General features: G+C 63.5%; 22 protein-coding genes, 1 tRNA gene and 1 pseudogene. 10 read left to right on the plus strand and 14 right to left on the minus strand.

Going from position 1 to position 23,742, the window contains the following annotated elements; all coding sequences use genetic code 11:
* Positions 1 to 32: 32 nt before the first annotated feature.
* Complete coding sequence (locus B4394_RS00080) at positions 33 to 659, plus strand: TIGR03086 family metal-binding protein (protein ID WP_078313791.1); 627 nt, start codon at positions 33 to 35, stop codon at positions 657 to 659.
* A complete protein-coding gene (locus B4394_RS00085) occupies positions 656 to 1,312 on the plus strand; it encodes a cysteine hydrolase family protein (RefSeq protein WP_078313792.1) in 657 nt (218 codons plus the stop codon). The genes B4394_RS00080 and B4394_RS00085 overlap by 4 nt, the downstream gene beginning before the upstream one ends.
* Here B4394_RS00085 and B4394_RS00090 read toward each other — a convergent pair.
* On the minus strand, positions 1,286 to 2,425 hold the full coding sequence (locus B4394_RS00090) for an acyl-CoA dehydrogenase family protein (protein WP_078309047.1): 1,140 nt from the start codon (positions 2,423 to 2,425) through the stop codon (positions 1,286 to 1,288). The two genes, B4394_RS00085 and B4394_RS00090, sit on opposite strands and share 27 nt — an antisense overlap.
* A 75-nt stretch (positions 2,426 to 2,500) precedes the next feature.
* On the opposite strand from B4394_RS00090, the gene B4394_RS00095 reads away from it, so the two are divergent.
* Positions 2,501 to 2,800 (plus strand): hypothetical protein, encoded by a 300-nt coding sequence (locus B4394_RS00095; RefSeq protein ID WP_078290884.1) that lies wholly within the window; start codon positions 2,501 to 2,503, stop codon positions 2,798 to 2,800.
* A gap of 4 nt (positions 2,801 to 2,804) precedes the next feature.
* On the opposite strand, the gene B4394_RS00100 is transcribed toward B4394_RS00095, so the two are convergent.
* The 4 genes from B4394_RS00100 to B4394_RS00115 form a co-directional block, all read right to left on the minus strand.
* A complete protein-coding gene (locus tag B4394_RS00100; protein ID WP_078313793.1) occupies positions 2,805 to 3,836 on the minus strand; it encodes a M4 family metallopeptidase in 1,032 nt (343 codons plus the stop codon).
* Positions 3,837 to 3,906: 70 nt separating this feature from the next.
* Positions 3,907 to 4,170 carry a protealysin inhibitor emfourin gene (locus B4394_RS00105; RefSeq protein ID WP_030095271.1) on the minus strand — a complete coding sequence of 88 codons (264 nt, stop codon included), beginning with the start codon at positions 4,168 to 4,170 and terminating at the stop codon, positions 3,907 to 3,909.
* A gap of 10 nt (positions 4,171 to 4,180) precedes the next feature.
* Positions 4,181 to 5,215 (minus strand): M4 family metallopeptidase, encoded by a 1,035-nt coding sequence (locus B4394_RS00110; RefSeq protein ID WP_078313794.1) that lies wholly within the window; start codon positions 5,213 to 5,215, stop codon positions 4,181 to 4,183.
* 94 nt (positions 5,216 to 5,309) lie between these two features.
* Positions 5,310 to 6,896 carry an ABC-F family ATP-binding cassette domain-containing protein gene (locus B4394_RS00115; protein ID WP_078313795.1) on the minus strand — a complete coding sequence of 529 codons (1,587 nt, stop codon included), beginning with the start codon at positions 6,894 to 6,896 and terminating at the stop codon, positions 5,310 to 5,312.
* 187 nt (positions 6,897 to 7,083) lie between these two features.
* Between B4394_RS00115 and B4394_RS00125 the strand changes: the two genes are divergently transcribed.
* Positions 7,084 to 8,031, plus strand: a complete 948-nt coding sequence (locus tag B4394_RS00125) for a hypothetical protein (RefSeq protein WP_286141862.1) — start codon at positions 7,084 to 7,086, stop codon at positions 8,029 to 8,031.
* A gap of 2 nt (positions 8,032 to 8,033) precedes the next feature.
* On the opposite strand, the gene B4394_RS00130 is transcribed toward B4394_RS00125, so the two are convergent.
* Both B4394_RS00130 and B4394_RS00135 read right to left on the minus strand, forming a co-directional pair.
* A complete protein-coding gene (locus B4394_RS00130; protein WP_078313798.1) occupies positions 8,034 to 8,765 on the minus strand; it encodes a hypothetical protein in 732 nt (243 codons plus the stop codon).
* Between the two features lie 113 nt (positions 8,766 to 8,878).
* The gene (locus B4394_RS00135) at positions 8,879 to 9,547 is read right to left on the minus strand and encodes a M15 family metallopeptidase (protein WP_078313799.1); all 669 of its coding nucleotides are present in this window, start codon (positions 9,545 to 9,547) and stop codon (positions 8,879 to 8,881) included.
* Between the two features lie 50 nt (positions 9,548 to 9,597).
* Here B4394_RS00135 and B4394_RS00140 point away from each other — a divergent pair, with 50 nt between their 5' ends.
* The 3 genes from B4394_RS00140 (at position 9,598) to B4394_RS00150 (ending at position 12,053) form a co-directional block, all read left to right on the plus strand.
* A complete protein-coding gene (locus B4394_RS00140; RefSeq protein ID WP_078313800.1) occupies positions 9,598 to 10,632 on the plus strand; it encodes a catalase family peroxidase in 1,035 nt (344 codons plus the stop codon).
* Positions 10,632 to 11,162 carry a cytochrome b gene (locus B4394_RS00145; RefSeq protein WP_078309055.1) on the plus strand — a complete coding sequence of 177 codons (531 nt, stop codon included), beginning with the start codon at positions 10,632 to 10,634 and terminating at the stop codon, positions 11,160 to 11,162. Before B4394_RS00140 ends, B4394_RS00145 begins: the two co-directional genes overlap by 1 nt.
* Positions 11,163 to 11,228: 66 nt before the next feature.
* Positions 11,229 to 12,053, plus strand: coding sequence for a glycoside hydrolase family 16 protein (locus tag B4394_RS00150; protein WP_078313801.1), 825 nt, complete (start codon positions 11,229 to 11,231; stop codon positions 12,051 to 12,053).
* A gap of 7 nt (positions 12,054 to 12,060) precedes the next feature.
* On the opposite strand, the gene B4394_RS00155 is transcribed toward B4394_RS00150, so the two are convergent.
* On the minus strand, positions 12,061 to 12,831 hold the full coding sequence (locus B4394_RS00155) for a S1/P1 nuclease (RefSeq protein WP_078313802.1): 771 nt from the start codon (positions 12,829 to 12,831) through the stop codon (positions 12,061 to 12,063).
* A gap of 124 nt (positions 12,832 to 12,955) precedes the next feature.
* On the opposite strand from B4394_RS00155, the gene B4394_RS00160 reads away from it, so the two are divergent.
* Positions 12,956 to 13,225, plus strand: coding sequence for a hypothetical protein (locus B4394_RS00160; protein WP_078314191.1), 270 nt, complete (start codon positions 12,956 to 12,958; stop codon positions 13,223 to 13,225).
* Between the two features lie 3 nt (positions 13,226 to 13,228).
* Here the strand turns inward: B4394_RS00160 and B4394_RS00165 are convergent, their stop codons facing one another.
* Positions 13,229 to 15,592, minus strand: coding sequence for an arylsulfatase (locus B4394_RS00165; protein ID WP_078313803.1), 2,364 nt, complete (start codon positions 15,590 to 15,592; stop codon positions 13,229 to 13,231).
* Between the two features lie 172 nt (positions 15,593 to 15,764).
* Between B4394_RS00165 and B4394_RS00170 the strand changes: the two genes are divergently transcribed.
* Positions 15,765 to 16,583, plus strand: coding sequence for an RsiV family protein (locus tag B4394_RS00170; protein ID WP_078313804.1), 819 nt, complete (start codon positions 15,765 to 15,767; stop codon positions 16,581 to 16,583).
* A gap of 118 nt (positions 16,584 to 16,701) precedes the next feature.
* Here the strand turns inward: B4394_RS00170 and B4394_RS25980 are convergent.
* The 4 genes and pseudogenes from B4394_RS25980 to B4394_RS00185 all read right to left on the minus strand — a co-directional run.
* Positions 16,702 to 16,948 (minus strand): annotated as a pseudogene (locus B4394_RS25980) (hypothetical protein); the annotation flags it as partial.
* Positions 16,949 to 17,035: 87 nt separating this feature from the next.
* Positions 17,036 to 19,096 (minus strand): hypothetical protein, encoded by a 2,061-nt coding sequence (locus tag B4394_RS00175; protein ID WP_078313805.1) that lies wholly within the window; start codon positions 19,094 to 19,096, stop codon positions 17,036 to 17,038.
* A gap of 43 nt (positions 19,097 to 19,139) precedes the next feature.
* Complete coding sequence (locus tag B4394_RS00180; protein ID WP_078313806.1) at positions 19,140 to 21,119, minus strand: hypothetical protein; 1,980 nt, start codon at positions 21,117 to 21,119, stop codon at positions 19,140 to 19,142.
* A complete protein-coding gene (locus B4394_RS00185) occupies positions 21,116 to 21,808 on the minus strand; it encodes a hypothetical protein (RefSeq protein WP_217697759.1) in 693 nt (230 codons plus the stop codon). The genes B4394_RS00180 and B4394_RS00185 overlap by 4 nt, the downstream gene beginning before the upstream one ends.
* Before the next feature lie 268 nt (positions 21,809 to 22,076).
* Here B4394_RS00185 and B4394_RS00190 point away from each other — a divergent pair, with 268 nt between their 5' ends.
* On the plus strand, positions 22,077 to 23,282 hold the full coding sequence (locus B4394_RS00190) for an AlbA family DNA-binding domain-containing protein (protein WP_139359832.1): 1,206 nt from the start codon (positions 22,077 to 22,079) through the stop codon (positions 23,280 to 23,282).
* A gap of 377 nt (positions 23,283 to 23,659) precedes the next feature.
* Here the strand turns inward: B4394_RS00190 and B4394_RS00195 are convergent.
* Positions 23,660 to 23,733: transfer RNA gene (locus tag B4394_RS00195), tRNA-Ile, on the minus strand.
* Positions 23,734 to 23,742 lie beyond the last annotated feature (9 nt).

Genomic DNA, 23,742 nt, shown 5'->3' on the forward strand with positions numbered 1-23,742 from the left:
GCACATCATATGCATGTGCATATGATGTGTACATGAACACGCAATCTGATCTTCATGCCGCGCACAGAACGGCGGTATCGGCATCCGCCGATATCGTCTCGACCATCACCGTGGATGACCTGCGACGCCCCACCCCGTGCACCGGGTGGACGCTGGCCGACCTGCTGGCTCACATGACCGTCCAACATCGCGGTTTCGCGGCCGCCGCTCGTGGTGCCGGCGGCGACCCGACCATCTGGAATCCCGATACCGTCGCCGATGTGGTGATGACCGATCCCGCGGGCGTCTATCGCGCCGCCGTGGACGATGTACTGGATGCGTTTGCCGCCGACGGGGTGCTGGAGGCGATGTTTGCGCTACCCGAATTCGGCGCGGAGGCTTCATTTCCCGGCTCGATGGCCATCGGCTTCCACTTCATCGACTACGTGGTGCACGGGTGGGATGCGGCGCGCAGCATCGATGCTCCGTTCGCCCTTCCCGACGACGTGATCGCCGCAGCGGTTCCGATCGCGTTGGGTGTGCCCGACGGCGACTTCCGGACGGCCGAGGGGTCCCCGTTCGCGCGGGCGCTCGACGAAGTCGACGGCGAGCACGACATCGACCGCATCCTGCGCCACCTCGGGCGCGCGCCGGATTGGGCCCCTACTGTGGTGGCGTGACAACCTTCATCGCCCCCGAATGGGACAGCTCAGCCCTGGTGGTCATCGATGTGCAGACGGAGTTCGTCTCCGGCGCCATGACGGTACCGGGAACCGCTGACCGGATACCCGCGCTCGGTCGGCTGATCGCGGCGTTCCGCACGGCCGGCCGGCCCATCGTGCACGTGGTGCGGCTCTACGTTCCGGGCGGCACCGACACCGATTTGCCGCGTCGCGCAGAGATTCTCGCCGGACGCGAGGTCGCCGCACCGGGTAGTGACGGTGCGCAGATCCCCGCCGAGCTGCTGCCGCACGGTGAGCGGCTTGATTCAGAGCTGCTGTTGGCGGGCGGGTTCCAGCAGATCGGCCCCGCGGAGCACATTTTGTTCAAACCGCGCTGGAGCGCCTTTCACCGGACCGACTTGGAGGAACACCTGCACGCGCGGGGCGTCACCACGGTGGTGGTGGCGGGCTGCAACCTGCCGAACTGCCCGCGCGCCACCCTGTTCGATGCCTCCGAGCGGGACTACCGCGCGGTGATCGTCGAGGACGCCACCTCGCAAGTCACCCCGGAGCGGTTGCACGATCTCACGCTCATCGGGGTGAACGTGACCGATGTGGCATCGGTGGAACAGGAGCTGGCGCACTCAGGAGAATCCGTCGATCTGGGATAGCACCCGCATCATCACCTCGTCGGCGCCGCCGCCGATGCTGAGCAGACGCTGATCCCGGAAGAATCGCGACGTCCACGTCTCGGTCATGTACCCCATGCCGCCGTGCACCTGCAGGCACCAATCGCCGGCCTCGCGAACCAGCGGTCCGGCGGTGAGCTTGGCGATGGTCACCTTGCGGGTCACGTTCTCCCCCGCCATGTACCGACCGGCGATATCGCGGTTGTAGACCTCCAGCATGTCGGCCCGCGCGGCAAAGCCCGCGTACTGGTAGGCCAGATGCTGATTCTTGGTCAGCGGCTTGCCAAACACCTGGCGCGCCAACGCGTATTCCTTAGTGCGCTGTAAGGCCCTGTTCACACTGGCAGGGATTCCGTAGGCGCCGAACATACGCTCCATGACGAACTGGGACATCTGCTGCTGGAACCCGCGGCCGACCTCGCCGATGGTGTTAGACACCGGCACCCGCACATCGTCGAACGTGATCAGGCCCGTGTCGGAGGCGTGCATGCCGAGCTTGTCGAGCTTACGAACCTGGTATCCGGGAGTCTTGGTCGGCACGATGATCTGGCTCATCCCCGCGTATCCGCCCTCATCGGAGGTGCGGGCCAGCACGCACAGCCAGTCGGCCTGAACGGAGTTGGTGATGAACATCTTTGAGCCGTTGATCACCCAGTCGTCACCATCACGGCGGGCATGGGTCTTGATGGCGGCCACATCGGATCCGGCGTCCGGCTCCGTCACCGCGATCGCGGCGATCTGCTCGCCCTGCAACGCCGGAGCCAGGAACTCACGCTTGAGCTCATCGGTGCCGTGCTTGTGCAGCGACGGGGTCGCCATCGCGACGTGAACGCCGAAGGCCATCGGGAACGAGCCATGATCCACCCGACCCAGTTCCTCGGCCAGCACCAGGGTGAAGAGGTGATCGGCGCCCTGCCCGCCGTACTCGGGGTCGTATTCGAGGCCGACCAATCCGAGTTTGGCCATATCGGCGATCACGTCGTGCAGCGGCATCATCTGCTCGCGTTCCCACTCGTCGACGTGAGGGTTGATCTTCTCCTCGATGTACCGGCGGACGGTACTGCGGAAGTCGTCGTGCTCGGACGAGAACGTCATCGGTCTCTCCTTGTATCGGTGTTGGGAGCCATCTTGCCTCAGCCCGGCGAGCTAACATGGTGGCGGAGGTCTCCCATGAGGTTCGCGGCAGTGTTCGCATCGGCAGTGATGGCGCTCTCACTTGCGCCGATGGCCGTCGCAGACCCCAACTGGCCGATCGCCGGATCCGGCTCTGCCAGCGAAACCATCTCGGAACTGGAAAGCCAGGGGTACGAGGTCCAGATCAACTGGGTCAACGGCAACACCCTGACCCCGCTGGAGTTCTGCACCGTCAACGGCATCAACAATCCCGACCGCTCAGGCACACAGGTCAAGGCCAACACGACCGTCTACGTCGATGTCTCCTGCCCCAACTACTGGGACACCGGCGACTAAGCCGCTAGAGCCCGACCTCGGTCCATGCCTCGTCAATGGCCGCCTTGGGTGACTCAGCACCGGTCCGGGCCGCGGCGATCTGCCGGGTGAGTTTCGCGAAAGCCTTGAACGTCATGTTCTTTCTTGCCTTCGGGCTGGTCAGCGCCTCATACCAGACCGTGCCCACGGCCTCCCACGACTTTGAGCCGTGTGTGGTCGCCGCGAGGTAGAACGCGTGGTTGGGGATGCCACTGCCGTCGTGCGGGTCACTGCCGGGAACATAGTCGCGGTAGTGAGCCGGTTGCGGCGAAAGGCAGTGCGCGGCACCGGGGTCAGCGAGATCCCGGAGGCAGGTGTACCCCTTGTCGAGCGCGCGCGGCCCCAGAATGTCCTTGCCGATCAGCCAATCGGCCGTGCCCGCGCTCTGCCCTGCTTGCCATTGCCGGAACATCGATCCGAAGACATCCGAGACACTCTCGTTCAACGCCCCCGCCTCGTTCTCGTAGTTCAGGCCTGCGGTGAATTGCGTAACCCCGTGTGTCAGTTCATGACCGATCACATCGTTGGCCTTGGTGAAGTCCAGGAAGATCTGGCCGTCACCATCGCCGTAGGCCATCTGCGAACCGTTCCAGAAGGCGTTGGTGTACTTAACGCCATAGTGGACGGACGAGATCAGCGTCATGCCCGCATTGTCAACGGAGTTGCGCCCGAAGCACTCCCGGTAGAAACGCACGACCGCGGCCGTTTCGGTGAATGCCCGCTGGACGGTGGCGTCCCTGGACGCGGACGGATCGGCGACGGCCACGCCCGGCAGTGAGGTAGTCTGCCGGCAATCGAACACCGGCGTTTCGGGGACCCTGGCCAACGCCATGGCGGCTGCACTGATGGTGTTACCAGTTGCCGCCCGGGTAGCTCGCGTGTGCGCATTGCGCAAGGTACGCCAAGATAATTCGGATGCCGCGGTGTCCAGGAGCGCGACCCGCGAGTCTTCGGCGATGTCACCATCCTCGGCCAGTCGCGACAGTACGGCCGGCGGGATGATGAAACGCGTGCACATTACGATTCACCCTACCCGGCAGCGTGCATGCCCGCTCGGCTCGTGAGCGGTGAACTGTCAGGTCCGGCCGTCAGATCCGCTCTTTGACCACCTGACGGACGGCGTCGGGCAGCAGACTCTCCGGGATGGCCCGCGTGGTCCGATCGGACCCGCTGACCCGGGTCACCGTGTATGTGAAGCGGTCAGCACCCGGGTCGCCCGGAAGCGACCCGGGGCTGTCCAACAATCCATCCAGTGCGCGTCGCGCCTCGGGGTCCAAGCTCTGGTCAGTACACGTACCGCTGGCCGGAAGCCCGGTGAATCCGCCCCGTCTGTCGATGAGGTACTCCACCATGACGGCGACGCTACAGCCCGACCGCGGTCCACGCGTCGTCTATCGCCTTATGTACAGATTCGGCGGCCGTGTTGGCTGCGGAGATCTCGCGCGTCAGGTTGGCGAAGGCCTTCATCTTCATGTTCGGACGGGCTTTCGGGCTGGTCAGAGCCTCGTACCAGACCGTGCCCACGCCCTGCCAGGAGTACGAGCCGTGCTTGGTCGCCGCGAGGTAGAAGGCGTAGTTGGGGATGCCGCTGCTCTCATGCGGGTCGCTGCCGGGCACATAGTCGCGATAGTGCGACGGCTGCGGCGCGAGGCAATGCCGGGCGCCCGGATCGGCCATATCGCGCAGGCAGGTGAAGCCCTTGGCGATGGCCCGCGGACCCATGATGTCCTTGCCGATCAGCCAGTCGGCCTGGTCGACCGTTTGTCCGGCGCTCCACTGCCGGAACATCGATCCGAATACATCGGACATGCTCTCGTTGAGGCCACCGGCCTCGTTCTTGTAGAGCAGGCCCGCCGTGTACTGGGTGACGCCGTGCGTCAGCTCGTGGCCGATCACGTCATTGGATCCGGTGAAGTCGACGAAGATCTCGCCATCACCGTCGCCGTAGGTCATCTGCGAGCCATTCCAGAACGCGTTGGAGTAGTTGACGCTGTAGTGCACGGAGGACACCAACGTCATACCTTCGTCATCGACCGAATTGCGCCCGAAGCATTCCTTGTAAAACTTTGCCACCGAGGCGGTTTCGGTGAACGCGTGCTTGGCGGAGGTATCGGTGGAGGTGCCTGGATTCGCGATGGTGATACCGGGCAGCGAAGTGGTGTGCTTGCAGTCGAACACCGGGGTGCCGGGCGCGGTGGCCAGCGCCTTGGCCACTCCGGCGAACGCATCGGCGCGAGCCAGTAATCCGGCCTGGGTGGCCTCGGTGTGCGCGTCGCGCAGTGTGCGCCAGGCCGATTCGGACGCGGCCGTGGCCGCCAGGGCCGTCCGCGAATCGTCGGCGACGCTGTCATCGTCGGCCAATCGCAGCAGGACATCTTGGGGGATAATGAAACACATCGTGAGTCTCCTTGACATGGCCGCGCGTACGCGGGGTGGGAACATGACGAGCTCAGCGTGCGCATGAAGCAACCCTCCGGACGTGCGTACCGCACTACCCGATTTCCGGTTCCGTCCTCCAATCCGTCTGCGCGGCCCCGATGTCCTCAAGAAATCCAAGATCGTGGCTGGCCACGACCACGGCTCCCCGGTACTCCCCCAGCCCCGAAACCAGGGCGTCGTAGGAGGCGAAGTCCAGGTTGTTGGTGGGTTCGTCCAGTAGCAGCAGCTGCGGCGCGGGGTCTGCCAGCAGTACCGCGGCCAGCGTCGCCCGGAACCGTTCGCCGCCGGACAGCGCGCTGACCAGCCTGTCGGCGGCGTTGCCGCGGAACAGAAATCGCGCCAGTCTGGCGCGGATGGTGTTCATATCGGCGTGCGGAGCACGGCGGGCCACGTTGTCGGCGACACTCAGCGAATCGTCCAGAAGGTCGAGGCGCTGCGGGAGTAGGCCCATCGGAACATGCACCGTCACAGTGCCTTCGGCGGCCGGGATGCTTCCCGCGAGGGTGTGCAGCAGCGTGGTCTTTCCCGAGCCGTTGGGCCCCACCAGGCCCACCCGCTGCGGCCCGCGCAGCTCCAGGTGCGCGGCGACTCCGTGACGAAGTACCAGGTTGTCGGTGGTGAAGACCACGCGCCCGGCGGGCACCTCGGTGCCCGGCAGGTCGATGCGGATGGAGCGGTCGGCGCGCAGCCGGGTCTGCGCCTCATCCAGATTCTCGCGGGCCTTGTCCAGCCGATCGGTCTGCGTCTGCTTGAGCGCTGCCGCCGATTCCTGCGCGGATCGCTTGCGCAGCCCCATCACAATCTTGGGCTCACGCTTGTTGGCTTGCATCTTGGCGCCGTAGCGGCGCCGCTGCGCGATCACCCGTTCGGCCTCGGCGAGGTCGCGGCGCTCACGGCGCACCCCGGCCTTGGCCGTCGAGATCGCCTGCGCGGCAGCCTCTTGTTCGGCCGTGATCGCCGCCGCGTACTCGCTGTAGCCGCCGCCGTACCACGCGACGGCGCCCTCACGTAGATCCCCGATGCGTTCCACGTGTTCCAGCAGCTCGCGGTCGTGGCTGACCACCAGCAACGTGCGCGGCCAGGACGACACCACGTCGTACAGGTGCTGGCGGGATTGGCCGTCGAGGTTGTTGGTGGGCTCATCCAGCAGCAGTATGTCGGGGCGCCGCAACAGCAGCCGGGCCAGACCGAGCCGGATCACCTCGCCTCCGGACAGATCGCCCAGCGTGCGCTCCAGCACCGCGGCGGGCAGGCCCAGACGATCCAGTTCGGCGCGCACCCGCTCGGCCAGATCCCAGTCGTCGCCGACGGTGTCAAAATCGGCCTGGTCGGTGGAGCCGTTCTCAATGGCCGCGATGGCCGCCAGCACCGGTGTCAGACCCAGCAGATCGGGTACCGACTGGTCGGCGCGGATGGTGAGATCTTGTGGCAGATAACCGATATGGCCCGAGGCATGGATCATCCCCGAGGTAGGCGGCAACTCGCCCGCGATGAGCTTGAGCAGTGTGGACTTACCGGAGCCGTTGACGCCGACCAGCCCGGATCGCCCTGCCGGAACCAGCATGTCGAGCCCGTCGAGAACGACGGAACCGTCGGGATGTACGTAGGTGAGGGCGTTCGAGGAAATGACAGCAGACATGGAAAGGACTTCCTGTGAGGTGGGGTCGCCGAAAACGCGCGAGGGCGCGTCGGCGGATTGCCAGGCCTCACAGATCCATGTCGTACCTTTCGTCGGGGACGAGGACGTCAGCCAGGGTAGGCGCCGCGGGACGGGGCGGCAAGGGGATTTTCCTCCCTGGTCAGGGCCCCGCGCGTAGCATGCTCGCATGCCGGCCGAAGAAGCGTCGGAGGAGCCAGCGCGTCAATCTGCCGACGCGCCGGGGAAGCTCGACGCTCCGGCTGCCCAGGACTCTCCGGATCCGGTGTCGGTCCTTCGCCCCGTCATCGCCGTCATCACCACGGTGGGAACACCGTTGACCATGATCACCGCCCTGCTGTTGTACTTCGGCTGGGCGCGCAGCGACGCGCAGTCGCAGTGGATGGGCATCGAGGTAAGCCTGTTCCGCTTCACCACCCAGGACTACGTGCTGCGCAGCATCAGCACGCTGTATCTGCCGATCCTGGCGACAGCGGTCATCGGAATCGCCTGGCTGGCAGCGCATCGCGCGTTGACCGAGAAGATCGAGCGTGACGGCATGACCGACACGATCCGGGTGATCTGCCGGGTGACGATGCTCGGCGGGCTGGGCGTCGCCATCCTGGGTGTGGTGCTGCCCGCACTCACGCGCACCTGGGAACCCGGGACCGTGGTGTGGCCGCTCATGATCGCGATCGGCACGGCGCTCGCGGTCTACGGCAGACATCTGAGCCGCCAGGGGCAGGAACGCACGCGGCCACGCTCAGCCATTGCCCGCCCCCCAGATGTGCTCGAGGCCGTGCTCGTCGGCATTGTGATTGCGGCGGCGATGTTCTGGGCGGTGCAGGGGTACGCCGATATCGTCGGGCGAGGGTATGCGCAGCGCTACGAAGACTCGGTGTCGTCACTGCCCCGGGCGACGGCGGTCAGCGAGAGCCCGCTGGGCATCGACTCGCCCGTCGTGCGTACCGAGGAGATCACCACGGGGCCGAAAACGCTCTACCGCACCACGGGATTACGGCTGCTCGCCGAGTCCGGAGGCCGGCTGTTCCTGATGACCGAGGGGTGGACCGTCCGCAACGGCAGCATCATCGTGCTGGACGAGGACGATTCGGTGCACTGGCAGTTCTCGCACTGACCTCACCGCGTCGGTGTGGTGGTGGTTGTCGTGCTCGAGGTGGTCGTGGTGGAGGTCGTACTCGATGTGGTGGTGCTCGAGGTCGTGGAACTTGTTGTGGAGGAATCAGTCTCGTCCGGTGACACAAAGCTGTTGTTGTCCTTCGAGCATGCCGTGCGGCCGTCGGTCTGCGGGAACGTCAGCTCGGGCTGGCTGCCCGGGTGTTCCTCATGCCAGGCAAGGAGCTTGGTGACCATGGCCGCGATGGTGTCGTCAACGCACTGCGCCGGGCCGATCTCGACCCCCCCGCCGCGCGCCGCAAAGGCCTTGGCCGCCACATCCCATTGGCTCTCTTCGCCGTTCACCGCGGCACGACATACACCCACCGCCGCCTCGTAGAGATTGCCCTCGGGTTTCTGAACATTCTTCAGGCTGTCGCAGTCGTGCTTGAGAAAGTAGACGTAGACATCCCAGCCCGGTGTCGGAAAGGCAGGGTCCTTAGGGCCGTACGGCACCCACGCGAGCCCCTCGTCCTTGGGCGTCTTGCCGGACGTGGACGACCCACCGCCGCTGGTACTTTCGTGCGAACCACCGCCGCCCTCGTGGGTAATTGTCGTCTGATCGGTGACGGTCTGGGTGACGGTGCGCGTGACAGATTCACCGGCGCCGCCGCAGGCGACCACGAGGGCGCCGACAAGCACCGCGACAGGGGCACAGCGGCGCACTGTCCCCAGGGGAATCGGCGATGCAGGCATGGCAACCTCCCAGCAGGATCATTCGACCCGAATGGGAAATTACTCCGGTAGAGCGCCATCGCACCGGGTACTGGACTACTCAATTTCTCCCGGGCAATGGAACAACCGTCTGGTCAGTTGACCGGCACCTGCAGAATCGGGCGGTCCACACCCGCTCCGGGCCCGTCGAAATGCCACCACTCACCCGAGTACACCTGCAGTCCGCCGGCCTGCATGGCGCTGCGCAGGCGGGCCCGGTTGGCCTGCTGGTCCGCACTGACCCCGTCGGTCGCGTACGCGAGGGAGCGCGGGGAGAAATCGTCGAATCCGGTACCCATATCGACCAAGCCCCGCGCATTGGCCAGGGTGACGTCCACCGAGCGTCCGGCCTCGTGGCTGCGGGCATACTGGCCGGGCTTGGCGACCCAGTTCGGGTTAGGCACTACCTGGAACATGCGGATCTGCACATCGTGCGGGCGGTAACAGTCCCAGAAGACGAGCCGCTCGCCATTGGCGCGCAACGTGTCGGCGGCGGTCTTGAGGCCCGGCGCCATCGACTCGTGCACCAGGCAGCGGGCGTCGGCCGGGTACAGCTGCACACCGGTGAAGTTGTTGGTGGTGGCATAGCGCAGGTCGATGATCGCGTCGGGGACGACGCTGCGCACGTCTAGCAGCCCGGCGGCGCGGGCGGCCTCGCTCACGGGCGGGACTCCGGGATCGGCGCTGGCGGGTGCGAACTGGCTCAGAGCGCACCCGAGACCGAGGGCGGCGTATCCGAGACCGAGGATGAGACGCTTCATCATCGTTTCATTGTCCCCGGTGCGCTCACAGATTCGCGTATTACGCTCGTTTCGTGGTCGCACACAAGCTAGACCGCCGCATGTTCCTGGGACTGGCCGCCGCCGGGGCAGTCACCGTGACGGGACTGGGCGGCTTCTTGGCCCTGGAGGGCCGGGGCGGCGTACGACTGACCGGGCGCTCCTTCATCGACCTGTTCGAGTCGACCGGAGGGAAATTCGTCGGGTATCGACGCAACCACGCCAAAGCTCTTGCGGTGTCGGGCCGTTTCGAAAGCAACGGCGCGGGAGCGGAAGTCTCGTCGGCATCGGTGTTCGTCAAGGGCGTGCATCCTGTCGTCGGGCGGTTCTCGGTGGGCGGCCAGAATCCGCACCAGCCCGATACCGGCGCAGGACAGGCGCTGGCTCTGGAGTTTTCACTTCCCGGCGGGCAGCAATGGCGCACCGCGATGGCCGCCGCGCCGGTGTTCATGGCCCCGACACCGGAGATGTTTTACGGGCTGATCTCGGCACGGACCTCGGGTGACAAGGAGAAGGTGGCGGCGTTCCTGCGGGATAACCCCGCCGCGGCGGCCGCGCAGAAGCTGATCGAGGCGGCACCCAAGGCCTCGTCGTTCGCGCAGGCCAGCTATTCGAGCCTCAATACCTTCATCTTCGTCACCAAGGATGGCGCCCGGACTCCGGTGCGGTGGCGGGTAATTCCCGACGGGGACGAGGCCGGGACCCCGTCGAAGAACGGGCCCCATTGGATGTTCGATGCGCTGGCCCAGCGGGTGCGTCGCGGTGAGCTGCGGTACCGGCTGCTGCTTCAGATCGGTATGCCGGGCGTGGATCAGACACATGACCCAACACTGCCCTGGCCTGCCGACCGCGAGCAGATCGATGCCGGAACACTGGTGCTCGGCCACGCGATAGCCCAAGAGCAGGAACGCATCCGGGATATCAACTTCGATCCGACAGTGCTGCCCAACGGAATTGAGATATCCGATGATCCGATCCTTGCGGCCCGCGCGGCCATCTATGCCGAGTCGTTCCGGCGCCGCGCGCGCGAGACCCCGGCGCCGGTGGAGCAGTTCGGGCAGGACATCTGATGACTGAATCCACGGGTGTCGAGCGTTTCGGACTGGCGGCGCAGCTTCTGCATTGGCTGATGGCGGTTTCGATCATCACGATGTTGGTGCTGGGCGCGCTGCTCGTCGGATCGTTGGGCGACTATCCAATGGTGCTGGCCTGGCATAAGGCTGTGGGCGTGGTGGTGTTGGTGCTCGCGGTACTGCGCCTCGGGAACCGGATCTGGCACAAGCCGCCGCCGCTATCCCTCGCCCAGCCGGAGCGCTTCATAGCGGCCGGTTCCGAGCTCGCCATGTACACGCTGTTCCTGGCGCAACCGGTGATCGGTTGGGCGCTGGTGTCGGCGTCCGGGGTCCCGGTCCAGGTCGCCGGACTGCATTTTCCGTCGATCGTGCCCACCAGCATCGGGTGGTACGGCGTGCTGCGCGAGGCACACGCGTGGGTGGCGTACGCGTTGCTCGCCTGCATAGTTGCCCATGTCAGCGCGGTGCTGTTTCACACGATCGGGTTGCGGGACGGACTGCTGGCCAGAATGCTTCCGCGCCACTAGCAGCCAAAATGGCCGGGGCTGCGCCAATCACCCAGGTACAACCATTATCGTTTCGGGGTGCCCGAAATGGATCGCCGTAAGTTGATACTGACCATGGGCTTCGGCATTGCCGCAGCTGCCCTGCCCCTCGCCACGGCTCAGGCCGACCCGAGACGTCAGCCCGCAGCGCCGCCCGATGCCCAGACGGCCGGTTTTGTCTTCCGCGACGAGTTCGACGGCCCCGCCGGTTCTGCCCCCGACGGCTCCAAGTGGGTGGCCGCGAAGTTCCGCGAGAAGATCAAGAACCCGGTGTTCTGGGATCGGCCCGAGAACATGGGCGAGTACCGCGACAGCCGTACCAACATCTTCCTCGACGGTAACTCCAACCTGGTGATCCGTGCGACGAAGGAAGGCAACAAGTACTTCAGCGGCAAGCTGCACGGCACCTTCCGCGGCGGCATCGGCCACACCTTCGAGGCGCGCATCAAGTTCAACTGCCTGACCGACGGTGCGTGGCCGGCGTGGTGGCTGCTAAACGACAACCCCGAGCGTGGCGGCGAGATCGACCTCGCGGAGTGGTACGGCAACCGTGACTGGCCCTCGGGCACCACGGTGCACGCACGTCTGGATGGCACCTCGTTTGAGACGCTGCCGATGCCGGTGGACAGCAACTGGCACACCTGGCGCTGCACCTGGACCGAGGCCGGGCTGTACTTCTGGATGGACTACCACGACGGCGCGGAGCCGTACCTGACGGTCGACGCGAATTCCCTTGACGATTGGCCGTTTAACGACCCGGGCTACACGCTGCAGCCGATGCTGAACCTGGCTGTTTCCGGCTCTGGTGGTGGCGATCCGTCGGGCGGTTCCTACCCCGCGGAGATGCTCGTCGACTACGTGCGGGTCTGGTAGTTCGGCTCTAACTGAGCGTCTCGTTGATCAACCGCGCCAGGCGATCACCGGCCAGGCGCAGCTGCGCCTCGGCGATCGGGCGGTACTGGTTGGTGTACTCGGTGCCGATGGTCGAGGTGTTCGGGTACGCGCCCACGGCGATGTGGCAGGTGTCCTGCGCCCAGTCGACGGGATCGCTGCTGCCGAGATCGGGTGCGGGCAGGGCCTGAACCACCTGGGTGTACTGGGCGTCGTTGAGGCCGCGGGTGTTCAGTAATCCGCTGTCCCACACCGAATGCAGGTTGGTGGAGCGGCCGTTGTAGGTCAGCGGAATGTCGTTGCCGCCGCGGTCGCGGGCGTAGGCGTCGTGCATCGGCTGGTGAATGTCGCCGACGAAATGCGCGACGAACTTCAGCGCCTCTTGGCGTTCGGCGTCCGTTTTGGAGGTATCGCCCAGGATCGCGGTCTGGGTGCGAATGGCCTCGATGACGTTGTTGCCGTTGTCGCCGTTGATCGCGGGCACGTATTGGCAGTTGTTCTCGGCGATATCGGCGTAGTGCCAGGGCGCGGTGTTGGGCCGGCTGGGACGCACCTGGTCGGCCCAGTTGGCCACACCCGCGAGCGTCGGGGTGGCCTGCCCGGCCAGCAGGCGCGAAACCTCGGCGCGGGCGGCGGGCGTGAGCTGCGCATCGGCGACAGCGCCCACGATGCTGTGTCCCTGCGGGCCCCACGCGGAAGCCAGCGGTGCGGTCACGAGCAGCAGCGCGGCGGCAACCACCAACACGCCAAACTTTTTCATCACCACCCCACGGTGACACAGTGTGGCCGCAATGGCGCAAGTAGACACCTACTCGTTCTGTGAGTTCACCGCCTGGTCAAGTTGTGGCTGCCCAGAGCGCGCGGTGGCGCGTAGCATCCGATTCGTGAGCATCTGGCGGCGTATCGATGGCAAGCACACCGGTGTGGGTCGCGACGAGCCTGCCGCCGAGTGCGGTCAGGAAGTCGCGGAGGCCGCCGCAGCGGCGCCCGGTCCGATCTACATCTGGGACGGCGCCACGCCCGAGAACCGGCAGGGCGGGTTCGCGATCGACGAGTACCACCCTGGGTCGGCGGTCACCGGACAGATCGTGATCCAGGCGGCGAAGAAGCCACCGTTCGGTGAGTGGGAACAGCTCACCGAGTGGCCCGCCTAACCTTTAGTCCTTCGCGAAGGCGATCGCGAGCTTCTTCTCCAGGTTTTCGTACGGCTCCCCCGAGATATCGACGACCACCTGCGCGATAGTTCCGCCGGTGAAGGCGTACGGCACCTGGTAATCCGAGGACACCGCCGATCCGCTGTTGCGCCCGATCGACAGGCTGGCACCCGCGAGACCGAATGTGCCCGGGTGGATTTCAACTCCGGCGAGTGAGCCGACGGCTTCTTCGTCGATGAACAGCGTCACGTCGCCGACCGGGGTGTGGCTGCCCGCGACCGTGCCGGTCTTGGCGAAGCGTGCCCCGAACACGTGCGCGCCCAACGGCACCGTGCCCGGCGAGGACACCTTCTGCTCCTTCTCCCCCATGAAGTTGTAGATGTAGTGCAGCTTCCCGTCCTGGACGAACAGCACATTCCCACCTTGGGCGCCGCCCTGTTTGAAGATGACGCCCTCGGCATCGGCGGTGTCGACGGATACTTCGGCAAGCACCGAAAACGACTGTCCCCGAATCTCCACCGCGGCACCGAGTCCGACCTCGGCGGTGTTCGGGTAGTACGTGAAGGACGTGCGCTCCCCCGCCAGGTACGGCCGCCATCGGGTCAGGGTTTCCAGGATGTTCAGGTCGGCCAGCGGCAGACCGTTGTACTTGGCGGCCTCGTCAAACCAGAGTTGTTTGAGCTCTTCGAGTTTGTCCGGGTGAGCGTCGGCGAGATCGTGGCATTGGCTGCGGTCGGACTCGATGTGAAACAGCTCCCAGCGGTCCTTGTCGAAGTGCGACCAGCCCGAGGGTGTGGCGGCGTGCACGGTGTTGGCGAACCAGCCCTTGTGCCAGATGCCGCGGGTGCCGAGCATCGTATAAAACTGAGTGTCCTTACCGGTGTTGGCTTTTGGATCTTGTAGCGCCGCTGTGAAACTGATGCCGTCGAGCGGCTTCTGGGCGATGCCCTTCACGGTGCCCGGCGGGGTGATGCCCAGTAGCTCGTAGATGGTCGGGGTGATATCGCTGACGTTCACATAGGTGTCGCGGACTTCGCCATACGCGGCGATTCCCTTGGGCCAGCTGATGATTGCGGTATCGGCGATGCCGCCCTCATGCGAGGCGTAGCGCTTGTAGAGCTTGTACGGGGTGTTGAAGGCCATCGCCCACCCGATTGGGTAGTGGTTGTAGGTGTCGGTGCCGCCGAGGTTGTCGTAGAAGCGCAGGCTCTCCTCGGCGGTGTCGATGTAGCCGTTGAAGAACTTGACCTCGTTGACCGATCCGTTGGGTCCGCCCTCGCCACTGGCGCCGTTGTCGGAGATCACCACGATGATGGTGTTGTCGAGCTGGCCGGATTCTTCGAGGTAGTCCAGGACGCGGCCGATCTGGTCGTCGGTGTAGCTCAGGAAGCCCGCGAACACCTCGGCCATGCGGGAGAACAGGCGCTTCTCTTCGTCGTTGAGCGAGTCCCACGGGCGCACGGTGTCTTGCAGCGGCCAGGGTTCGCCATTGGGTCCCTTGACATCGAGATACGGGTTGACGGGCGACAATTCGGTGTCGGGCGGAACGATGCCGAGCTTCTTCTGGTTCTCCAGCACAATCTCGCGGTACAGCTCGTAGCCCATGTCGAACTTGCCGGCGTACTTGTCGGCCCAGTCTTTGAAGACGTGATGCGGGGCGTGCCCGGCGCCAGGGCACACGTAGGAGAACCAGGGCTTGTCGGGGGCGATTACCTTGGCGTCGCGGATGAATTCGATGGTCTTGTCGGCGATGTCCTTGGACAGGTGGTAGCCCTCTTCGGGAGTGACGGGCGGCTCGACCGGGTGGTTGTCGTAGACCAGGTCGGGGTACCACTGGTCGGTCTCGCCGCCCATGAATCCGTAGAAGCGCTCGAAACCTCTACTGAGGGGCCAATGCCGTTTGGTGGCACCGAGATTCGCCTCTTCCAGCGGCGTCAGGTGCCACTTGCCGACGCAGTAGGTGTTCCACCCCTTCTCGGCCAGCACCTCCGAGAGCAGCGCGGTGTCGAAGGGGATGCGGCCGCTGCAGTTCGGGAAGCCGTCGGTGAACTCCTCGATGGTGGCCATGCCGACCGTGGTGGCGTTACGGCCGGTAAGCAGCGAGGCGCGGGTGGGTGAACACAGCGCGGTGGTGTGGAACTGCGAGAGACGCACACCACGCTCGGCGATCCGGCTCATGGCGGGCATCTGCACCAGTCCGCCGAAGCAGTCCCAGGTGGCGATGCCGGTGTCATCCCAGACGAGGTACAGAACATTGGGTGCGCCTTCGGGCGCGGTGGATGCGGCGTACGGGGTCCAGTCCGGTTCGGAATCCCTGATATCCAGGGCGATTTTGCCGTTGAATCCGGATTCTGGCGATCCCGTCATGGCTACTCCCTCGTAGGGGTTCAAGATCCAAGGACGCAGTGATCGTAGCGAGGTGCCGGGGCCACTGAGGGGCTTCCATCCGATTGTCAGGAGCTTCAAAGGCGCAGTTCAGTCCGATCGTCAGTTCTGCAGTCCGGGCACTTGGTTCACCTTGCGAAGTTAGAGTGCAGACGTGCCCTACTTATCCATACGCTCGGTAAGCGTGTCCGTACTGGCCACGGCTGCCGCCATCTTCGGTTTTTCTGGCGTAGCGGGGGCGGCGCCACACGACTACTGCGCCGACCTCAAGGGCAATAACACCGGCACCACGTGTGAGATCCGCCTCTCGGACCCCGGGTACAGCGTCGACATCACCATTCCGCTGAACTACCCGGAACAGAAGCCAATCGCCGAATACGTCGCCAAGACGCGCGACGCGTTCCTCAACACGGCCAAGTCCAATACCGCCCGCAGCACGCCGTATCAGCTGAGCATCAAGCCGACGGCATACACCTCGGCTATTCCCCCGCGTGGCACGCAGACGGTGGTGTTCAAGGTGTACCAAAACACCGGGAGCGCGACGACGACGTTCAAGGCGTACAACTGGGACCAGAGCTATCGCAAGCCGATTCTCTACACAATCCCAAAGGACGACAAAGACGATGCACCGCTGTGGCGGGTGGATGATCCACTGAAGACCGTGGCGCCGATTGTCCAGGCTCAGCTGCAGCAGCAGCTGGCTCCGCCGCCGGTGGTGACTCCCACACCGACGACAACCTCCGGGCAGCCGACCACCACCACCACGTCGGCGACGACTTCGACGACGACGCCACCTCCCCCGCCGCTGCCGTTCTCACCCGCGTCGCTGTACAACCCTTCGAACTACCAGAATTTCGCGGTGCTCAACGACGGAGTGATGTTCTTCTTCGACCAGGGCGCGATTTTGCCCGACTCATACGGGGCATTGCAGGTGCTGGTGCCCCGGTCGGCGATTGACCCCATGATTGCGTAGGCGTTTCAAACTCTCGTTCGCAGAGAGAATCCTCTTCGGCGAACTGGTGGTGTGTGGTGCATCAGGCTGGACAGCAGGGCATTCCATCACATCGCGGCCATACCGAGGGTGGCAACGTTCTGGCCGACAAACTGAGTGCGGTGGCGTGAAACTGTGAGAGACGCATGCCTCTCTGCGATGCGGCACATGGCGGGCATCTCGACCAAGCTCCCGAGGCAATGCCACGTGGCTATGCCGGTGTCATCCAGGAATGAGTGCACCTCGACCGGGGTCAGTTCCGGAACATATCTCAGATCTGGGCACTCGGGTGGTCGAACTGGAAGAGAAGACGCTTGCCCCCGCCTTCTATCATGGGATCCCAACAAGCGAAATCATCAGGGCTATAAGAGAACTTGACGTGCCCGATGATCTCACTCCGATTGAGATATGGAGCTGAGATCGGACCCATACGACTACGCTGAGAGACCGCTTGGAGTGAGGCGGTTGCCCGCAACGACCCCAACGACGACCATGCGCTCTTTATTGGCACCAGGCGGGCAATGTTTGGCCAGCCACACCGACTCGTCAAGCCTCAAAGCACCATCGGGGTGTGGCGTCAAGTCGAGGACGAGCAGTTGACCGAAGGGCACGTTCGCATTGCCGTATTCGGCGGCCTGTTGGAGGTATTTTTCTTCCAGACCTTTCGGATCGGAGTCGGTAAGTTCCCGCTTGATTTCCGTGAGGTATCGAACGGTGCCAAAGGTGACGATGACGTCCGCGCGGCCCATTGCGATATCGTTCCGTTCAACCGCGACCAGTCCACTCAACGGGCCACTTTGAAGCCATTGGTGGAAGTCATGCTGCAGGTCAGCTTCAACTGGCCGCGACTGGCCGTCTTTTAACGCTCGGCGGTAGTCCTTGTCCTTTTCTTCCAATCCCCATGTCTTGGTGGTCAAGTCAGCGCGACTAAGGAGAAACAACAGGGTCTGTTCCAGCAGCAGACCAAAGTTACTTCGCGTGTCACCCACAAAGTCCTCAGACTGAGCCAGCTGCTGAAGCAGGTCCTCGAGAAGGCTATCCAGAACCGGATGCGAGGTTCGTGATCGGGTGAGCACTGCGCTATGCACAACTCCTTCAAGCATTCTAAGATTGCTGTCGGTTAACTCTCTTCCGATATCGGACGCCTGCGGCTCGCCAAGGATGTGAACGAGCGAAGGGGCTAGAAGATAGAGCCGAGACGTATCGACGGGTTCTTGTGGATCGCCTTCGGTACTGTCGTCACTTAATACCAACGAGCGTGTGCGGCTTTCGTGCGATCTTGCCGCTGCGACCTCGATTCGACCGAGAAGCAGGTCCGCAGTGACCCGATCAAATGATCCTACGTACGTATCGGGCAACTCAAGGCACGAGCGCCGCAACGCTGCAAGCAGACTCTGCTTTCCCAATATCGCGTTTTCGATCGTCGGCTCAACGACGGCGGCCAGTCCGGGTGACGCGCCGATGTCGGGTAATGGACGGACGGCCCGTGATTGTGCGTAGGCATCGAGGACAGTGGCGAGCGCATCCCAGACGTCCAACCACACGGTTTCAGATAAGCGATTCGCAGCTGCCTGTAATAACAATACAAGTCGCCGCCACGGTAGTTCCGCGGCACGTCTGGGTTGCAGCCAGGTCGGCGCATGCATACCTCTGAGCCACGCATTTCGTTGACTCAGCGAGTCGCTAAGCCGTGCGACAGCATCTGCTAGACGGATTTTGTCCTGGGCTGCGAACGCGAGCAGTGCGTCGCATGCTGCGGCATACGCTCGCGCGTCGTGACGACTCTCCTCGGCAAAATCGACAGTCGCGAAGTTCGTACGCGCGGCGGTGAGCGCATCCATTGCCGAGGGCAAGGTTGCTGCAGTGAGCGCGGAACGCATTCCACAACAGCCCAATTCAAATACCGCGTCTATGCTCGCTGCGGGATCGTGGCGCAGTTGTTCCAAGGCAGCGTGCAATGCCGCCGCGATCACACCATCGCTCGCCCAGCAATCGCTTGCCGCCCCGAGTAATCGTGGAAGACGTTCGGCGAATTCTTCTGGTGCCGATTTGGGCAGTTCTGTCAGGTAGCCGAGCACCGCGAACGGCCCGGTAGCCCCCGCAATCGCAAGACGGACCGCTCCCTCTAGCCGGACAGCGGCCAGCAATGGTCGAGCGTCAATCACAGTGGTGAGTTCGTGCAGCAGCGCATTAGACAACTGCGGTCCATATGTTTTGAGCGTCCGCGCGCCGCCAAGAAGAGCGTCCACGCTTCCCACGAGCGCGAGCAGACTTTCTTGACGTGACAACCCTTCGATGAATCTGACAGTAACGGGCTGCCATTCATCTAAGCCCTTTTCAAGGGCCGCAGCCAATGCTTCCGCCAGTATCGGAGCGTATGAGCCAGCAGCGATCTCGGCAGCTTCCTGGTCGACTGCACTCGCGCGGATCTCGGTGAGCCCCGGCACCACGCCCGCGGCCGATGCGTCCAGAAGGTGTTTGGTAAGGGGTGTCACGTCTACAACCCGTTGAGCGAAGACGGCCGCGAACTGCGTGCTGTCACCATAGAGGAACGCCTTCCTCAGCCGTTATCAAACAATGGGCGGGCAATGCCACCTGGCTAACGTCGAAGTCAGCCGTCGTGATCAACACCTGGATGTGGTCGTCCGAAGACAACTGAGCGAGCTCGGAAAATAGTGCCGTTGCGTCCAGGTCTTGAACCTCTTCGGCCTTCGGGCTATCGAGCATAATGAGGCCAGGATGGGTCGAGATCCCCCGGCGAGCTCCGATGCGCAGCAATGCAATAACGACGGCGATTCGTAGTCGTACCTGTTCACCCGGACTCTGCTTACCGAAATATGACTGCGCTCCACCGCCCTTGACGACCTTCAATCGGGCAGCGCGGTCGATCTCCACCCTTTCGAGCGCAGTCATGCCAAATCGACGAGCGAGTATTGCTATCTCGGTATTCAATTCAGCTAGCAGGTCGGACGCCGCGAACTTGCTGTCCTGATCAAGCACCTTATCCGCTGCGACAAGGACTTTCAGCACGGTGTCCTGCTCCCCGAGATCCACCCCTGTGACCTCAGGCAGCATTTCGAGCGCACCGTTCCATCGGGCGATCTCGAGTTCCGCGCTAATACGCTCACGAACCGAATCACCAGTCTTGTCACCTCGCAGTTGTTGCTGCGCTGCGGCCAACTGCTCGGTGAGCCGCTGCAGTGTCGACTCAGCCGATTCGAGGTCTTGCTGCGTCTGACGCTCAGCGGACCGACTGGCATCCAACCGTGTTGCTGCCTCCTCCACGACCTCCTGCGGATCTCCCGCTTCGCCAACTACCTCGGCCGTGCACACGGCGCAGCAGTGGGAATTGAGTTCATTCTCGCGGCGTTGCTTAGTGATTGGCGTTTCACATCGAGGACAAGCGCGCGGGTCCAGTCCATGAAACAGGACGCGCGCCACCTCACTTTCTTTGAGATCGTTCAACGCCTTTTCATCTGATTGTCGCTGCCGTCGGGCTTCTCGATAGGTGCCATTTCGCTCGTCCCGTTCGTCTTGGGCGTCGGCGACATCGCGAGCACGGCGGCTTGCGGTATCAGCCAAGTCCGTTAACGAAGGGCCAGGCGACTGGTCGACAAGTCGAGAGAGCTCATTCTCAGCCGCAGTGAGTGCCTCTTCTACGCGCCTCCGATCAGCAGTCCGTTGCTCTGCGGACGCGCGGACGCGCTCTCCTCGGAGGTCCTGCTCAGCCTGTAGGACATCACGTACCGCTTTCACCCTTGTAAGGACCGCGGCGGCCGGTAGATCAAGAAATACTTGCAGCAGTCGGCCAGCTAAGCCGCCCATTGACTGCTCGCCAACTAGCGGCTTATCGGGGCCCGCCGGCAGATTGATCGCAGAAAAATAGGCGGGCCACCCGTGAGTCTGCGTGCCCACCTCATCGCCCCTCGTGACCGAATTGACGACAGGCTGCAAGTCGAGCCGATCAAGCATGAAAGTCGCGACCTGCGAAGCGAAGTCGTCGGCCTCATCAGTGTCGATCAGAACCGCGGCTGCCTGGTTACCAAGGGCGTCGAGGTCGGCTGCCGTGAGCACGACACCTCGGGTTAGGCCGCCACCCTCCAGCGAAAGTCGGAACCCGAAAGCCTGCCCAGCAATAGTCGCATCGAGTTCGACTCCGGCCAACCACCGGCGAACATCCGCCTGCAATCTGTCCCGGGGCGATCCCCGCAGGCACCAGGTGATCAGTTCCAGCACGCTCGTCTTGCCGCGCAGGTTGGAGGCTACCAATGCGGTGAAGTCGTTATTGAAAACGAATGCGCGGTCGAATGGCCCGTCGTGGCCGGTACCGGTACGAACTCCATGGAGCCGCAACCGGTGAACGCGCATGTGCCTTGGACGGGATGGCGGGTATGTCAACGGGATTCCGTAGGTCGTGAAGACCTCTAATACGTCGTCCTCCGAAGCATGCGCCGTAGCCGCAATCCGGGCAACCAGCGAGCCCGTTTGCCGTGTTCCTTTCGACTCCGAATCGGTCACGCGCTAACCCCTTCAGCTGTGGAGCCCACTCGGAGCCGGGATAGTCGATCACGCGCGCGAGAGCTGATACTGCCGATGACCGTCCCCAACTCTGTGGACGCGTACTCCAGTTGAAGGTACTGCCGCTTCTTCAAGTCGTTTCCGCCTCGCCCATCAGCCAAGTCAAGCACCAACTGCACCCGGTCTACGTAGTACCGAAATGGCGGCGCCTCTGCGACAACCGTCTGAGCTACGTCACGTCCGCGGCTAAGCAAGTAGTAGTCATGGCGCGAGGTGTGGCCAACCTGGCCTCGCCGGCGCCGGACAACCAAGCCTGCACTGCGGAGCACCGCCAGAGCGTCGTCCAGTGGCTCGTATGCGCCGAAATGGTGGCGAAGCATGGGGTACCGGCGCACTTCAGGCTCTTCGGAGTCCAGGATCTGTGCTGCCAATTCGAGAAGTCGCGGCTCGCCACTTGTCTCATAATCGTTGAGCAATTCATCGGCTAGGTAATCTGGGTTGCGGAGCCAGAAGTCAAGCTTCTGCAGCCGCGTTTGTCCCTCAACGACTCCAACGGCGTCAGCCAACGCATCGTCATCGGGAATCGCACCCGGCAACGCCTCCGCCGCACCATCAATTAACAATAGGAGTCGAACCGCGTCCTGCTCACGACTAGTTGCGTTACCTTGGCCCCCGCCGTCCCCATCCACGATGGTTAGATTAGGCCCTACAACAGGTTTAGGTTATGCGTTCGCCTGACGTGTTTGCTTTTCGTCGAGCTGGCGCTCCCGGATAAGCCATTGCCCCGCCAGACAAGACACTAGAGCGGTCGGTGGAGAATCCCTCTGGCCGAGAAGGCCTTGGAGGCGAATCCGAATGATTACAACTTGATGTTGGGCCTAGGCCGCCCGGATAGCCGACCGTTCCAAGCAAACGAAGCCGCCCACACGTCCTCCCTGCAACAGCGATAATGATGCAGTGGTCGACAACGATGGTGGGGCGCAAGAAAGTCCACGCGGAGCAACTCAGAGGCGAATCCGGCGTGATCCTGGCGGACGAGGCTGGTACTTCGGCGACAAGCTTCGCAAGAACGCGGTGTACACGGACGTCTTTGTTGGGCGAGTCGCCGACCTAGAGGACTCTTCCGCGAGCGAACTTCAGCGCGTGATGAGGAGCGAGACCAGCGCGGGCTGCGACGACCCGAGGCTCGAGCTGAGTATGGACGACGAAGGCTACTTTGACGACGAAGAGAGCCCAATCGAGCCCATCACCTTCCGCCTTGTCGATGACACACTGGCTCTGTCTTTCACCTTCTCGACCGGTCAATGGATTTGGGACGAGGTTAGTGCGCTCGATCCGAGCGACGGCCAAGACGAGGACGTGTACTTCGACGCAGACGCCGCCGGCTCCCAGGTGCTAGAGAAGATTCTCGCGCCGCTGTTCGAACGCAACCGCGGTCGACTGATCAAAGTCGACGCGAATGATCATTATCGATCCCCACCATGGTGGTGGAGTGCGGTGGCAAAAATGAACACCCGCGGACGGAAGCTCGACGATCTTTATCGGCTGGGCGAAAACGCCATCGCGCTTGTCGAGGCATTCGGACAAACCAGACGACTTACCCAAGAAATCGCCGTCAATCTCCTTCGGGCGGGCCACGCGCGCGCTCTCATCGGTCAATCGGAGAGCCAGTGGCTGGAGGTAAAGAGCCAGAACTTCGACCTCAACACCGGACTCGGGCAGATCAAGCTAGCCCAATCGATTGCCAAATTTGCGAACTCTGAACTTGGGGGAATCCTGGTGATCGGAATGGCTGGGAAGAAGATCCCTGGAGGGGAAGTAATCCATCGTGTTTGCCCAGTTCCGCTCAGCGGTCGTCTCCTTCGGCGCTACCAACAAGCGGTCGAACATCGGCTCTATCCCCCGCCTGATCGCCTGTCAATCGAGCACATCGGAACCGGGGAGCTCGGACTAATTTTGGTCATCGTGCCGGCCCAGCCCGAAGAACTGAAGCCATTCCTCGTACACGGAGCGATCGTAGATGGGAAAGAAGAGGGTCTCTTCATCAGCATTGTCCGCCGACGCGGCGAAGCGTCGATAGCGACTACTGCCCCCATGATCCACTCGGCGCTCACCGCTGGCCGCGCCCTGCTTAGACGCGGTGAACTTCCGTCGGAGGGATAACGATCGCACTGGGAGCGACCCCATCCATTGGGCACTAAGTACTGGCGGATCGCCTTGATACCAGTAAAGATGGTTCGCACTCTTCGCCGGTTGTGATGTGCGGTTCGGCTGCTCAGGAGAGCTGTCGTCGCCAAAATCTCATAGCGGCCGGACAGGCGCCGCGGCCGAGGATCTCTACCGGCGCGATGGTCGACCAACCAGTCACCAGCCCAGAACGACTTCACGAAAGCGCCCACGCAAACCGAATAGCTGGGCCAGCCCGCCAGCCAAACACGCCTCACGGTTACGGCGAGGGACGCGCTGCGCACGGTGCGGGACACCTGGACACAAGCCAACCGGCCCGCATAAATCTAATCTTGAAAAATAGCCTCTAAAAGTAGGGCGGGCGGGGCTCGAACCCGCGACCAATGGATTATGAGTCCACGGCTCTAACCAACTGAGCTACCGCCCCCAGCAGGTC

It is taken from the genome of Mycobacterium sp. D16Q16, from assembly GCF_002013745.1.
GTDB lineage: Bacteria > Actinomycetota > Actinomycetes > Mycobacteriales > Mycobacteriaceae > Mycobacterium.

Bases quoted from the DNA above. Each gene is read 5' to 3' on its own strand.
- B4394_RS00130 (WP_078313798.1), bottom strand. From the start codon at position 8,765: ATGCCTGCATCGCCGATTCCCCTGGGGACAGTGCGCCGCTGTGCCCCT.
- B4394_RS00125 (WP_286141862.1), top strand. From the start codon at position 7,084: ATGCCGGCCGAAGAAGCGTCGGAGGAGCCAGCGCGTCAATCTGCCGAC.
- B4394_RS00080 (WP_078313791.1), top strand. From the start codon at position 33: ATGAACACGCAATCTGATCTTCATGCCGCGCACAGAACGGCGGTATCG.
- B4394_RS00115 (WP_078313795.1), bottom strand. From the start codon at position 6,896: ATGTCTGCTGTCATTTCCTCGAACGCCCTCACCTACGTACATCCCGAC.
- B4394_RS00155 (WP_078313802.1), bottom strand. From the start codon at position 12,831: ATGAAAAAGTTTGGCGTGTTGGTGGTTGCCGCCGCGCTGCTGCTCGTG.
- B4394_RS00135 (WP_078313799.1), bottom strand. From the start codon at position 9,547: ATGATGAAGCGTCTCATCCTCGGTCTCGGATACGCCGCCCTCGGTCTC.
- B4394_RS00150 (WP_078313801.1), top strand. From the start codon at position 11,229: ATGGATCGCCGTAAGTTGATACTGACCATGGGCTTCGGCATTGCCGCA.
- B4394_RS00090 (WP_078309047.1), bottom strand. From the start codon at position 2,425: ATGACGTTCTCGTCCGAGCACGACGACTTCCGCAGTACCGTCCGCCGG.
- B4394_RS00165 (WP_078313803.1), bottom strand. From the start codon at position 15,592: ATGACGGGATCGCCAGAATCCGGATTCAACGGCAAAATCGCCCTGGAT.
- B4394_RS00095 (WP_078290884.1), top strand. From the start codon at position 2,501: ATGAGGTTCGCGGCAGTGTTCGCATCGGCAGTGATGGCGCTCTCACTT.
- B4394_RS00145 (WP_078309055.1), top strand. From the start codon at position 10,632: ATGACTGAATCCACGGGTGTCGAGCGTTTCGGACTGGCGGCGCAGCTT.
- B4394_RS00110 (WP_078313794.1), bottom strand. From the start codon at position 5,215: ATGTGTTTCATTATCCCCCAAGATGTCCTGCTGCGATTGGCCGACGAT.
- B4394_RS00105 (WP_030095271.1), bottom strand. From the start codon at position 4,170: ATGGTGGAGTACCTCATCGACAGACGGGGCGGATTCACCGGGCTTCCG.
- B4394_RS00100 (WP_078313793.1), bottom strand. From the start codon at position 3,836: ATGTGCACGCGTTTCATCATCCCGCCGGCCGTACTGTCGCGACTGGCC.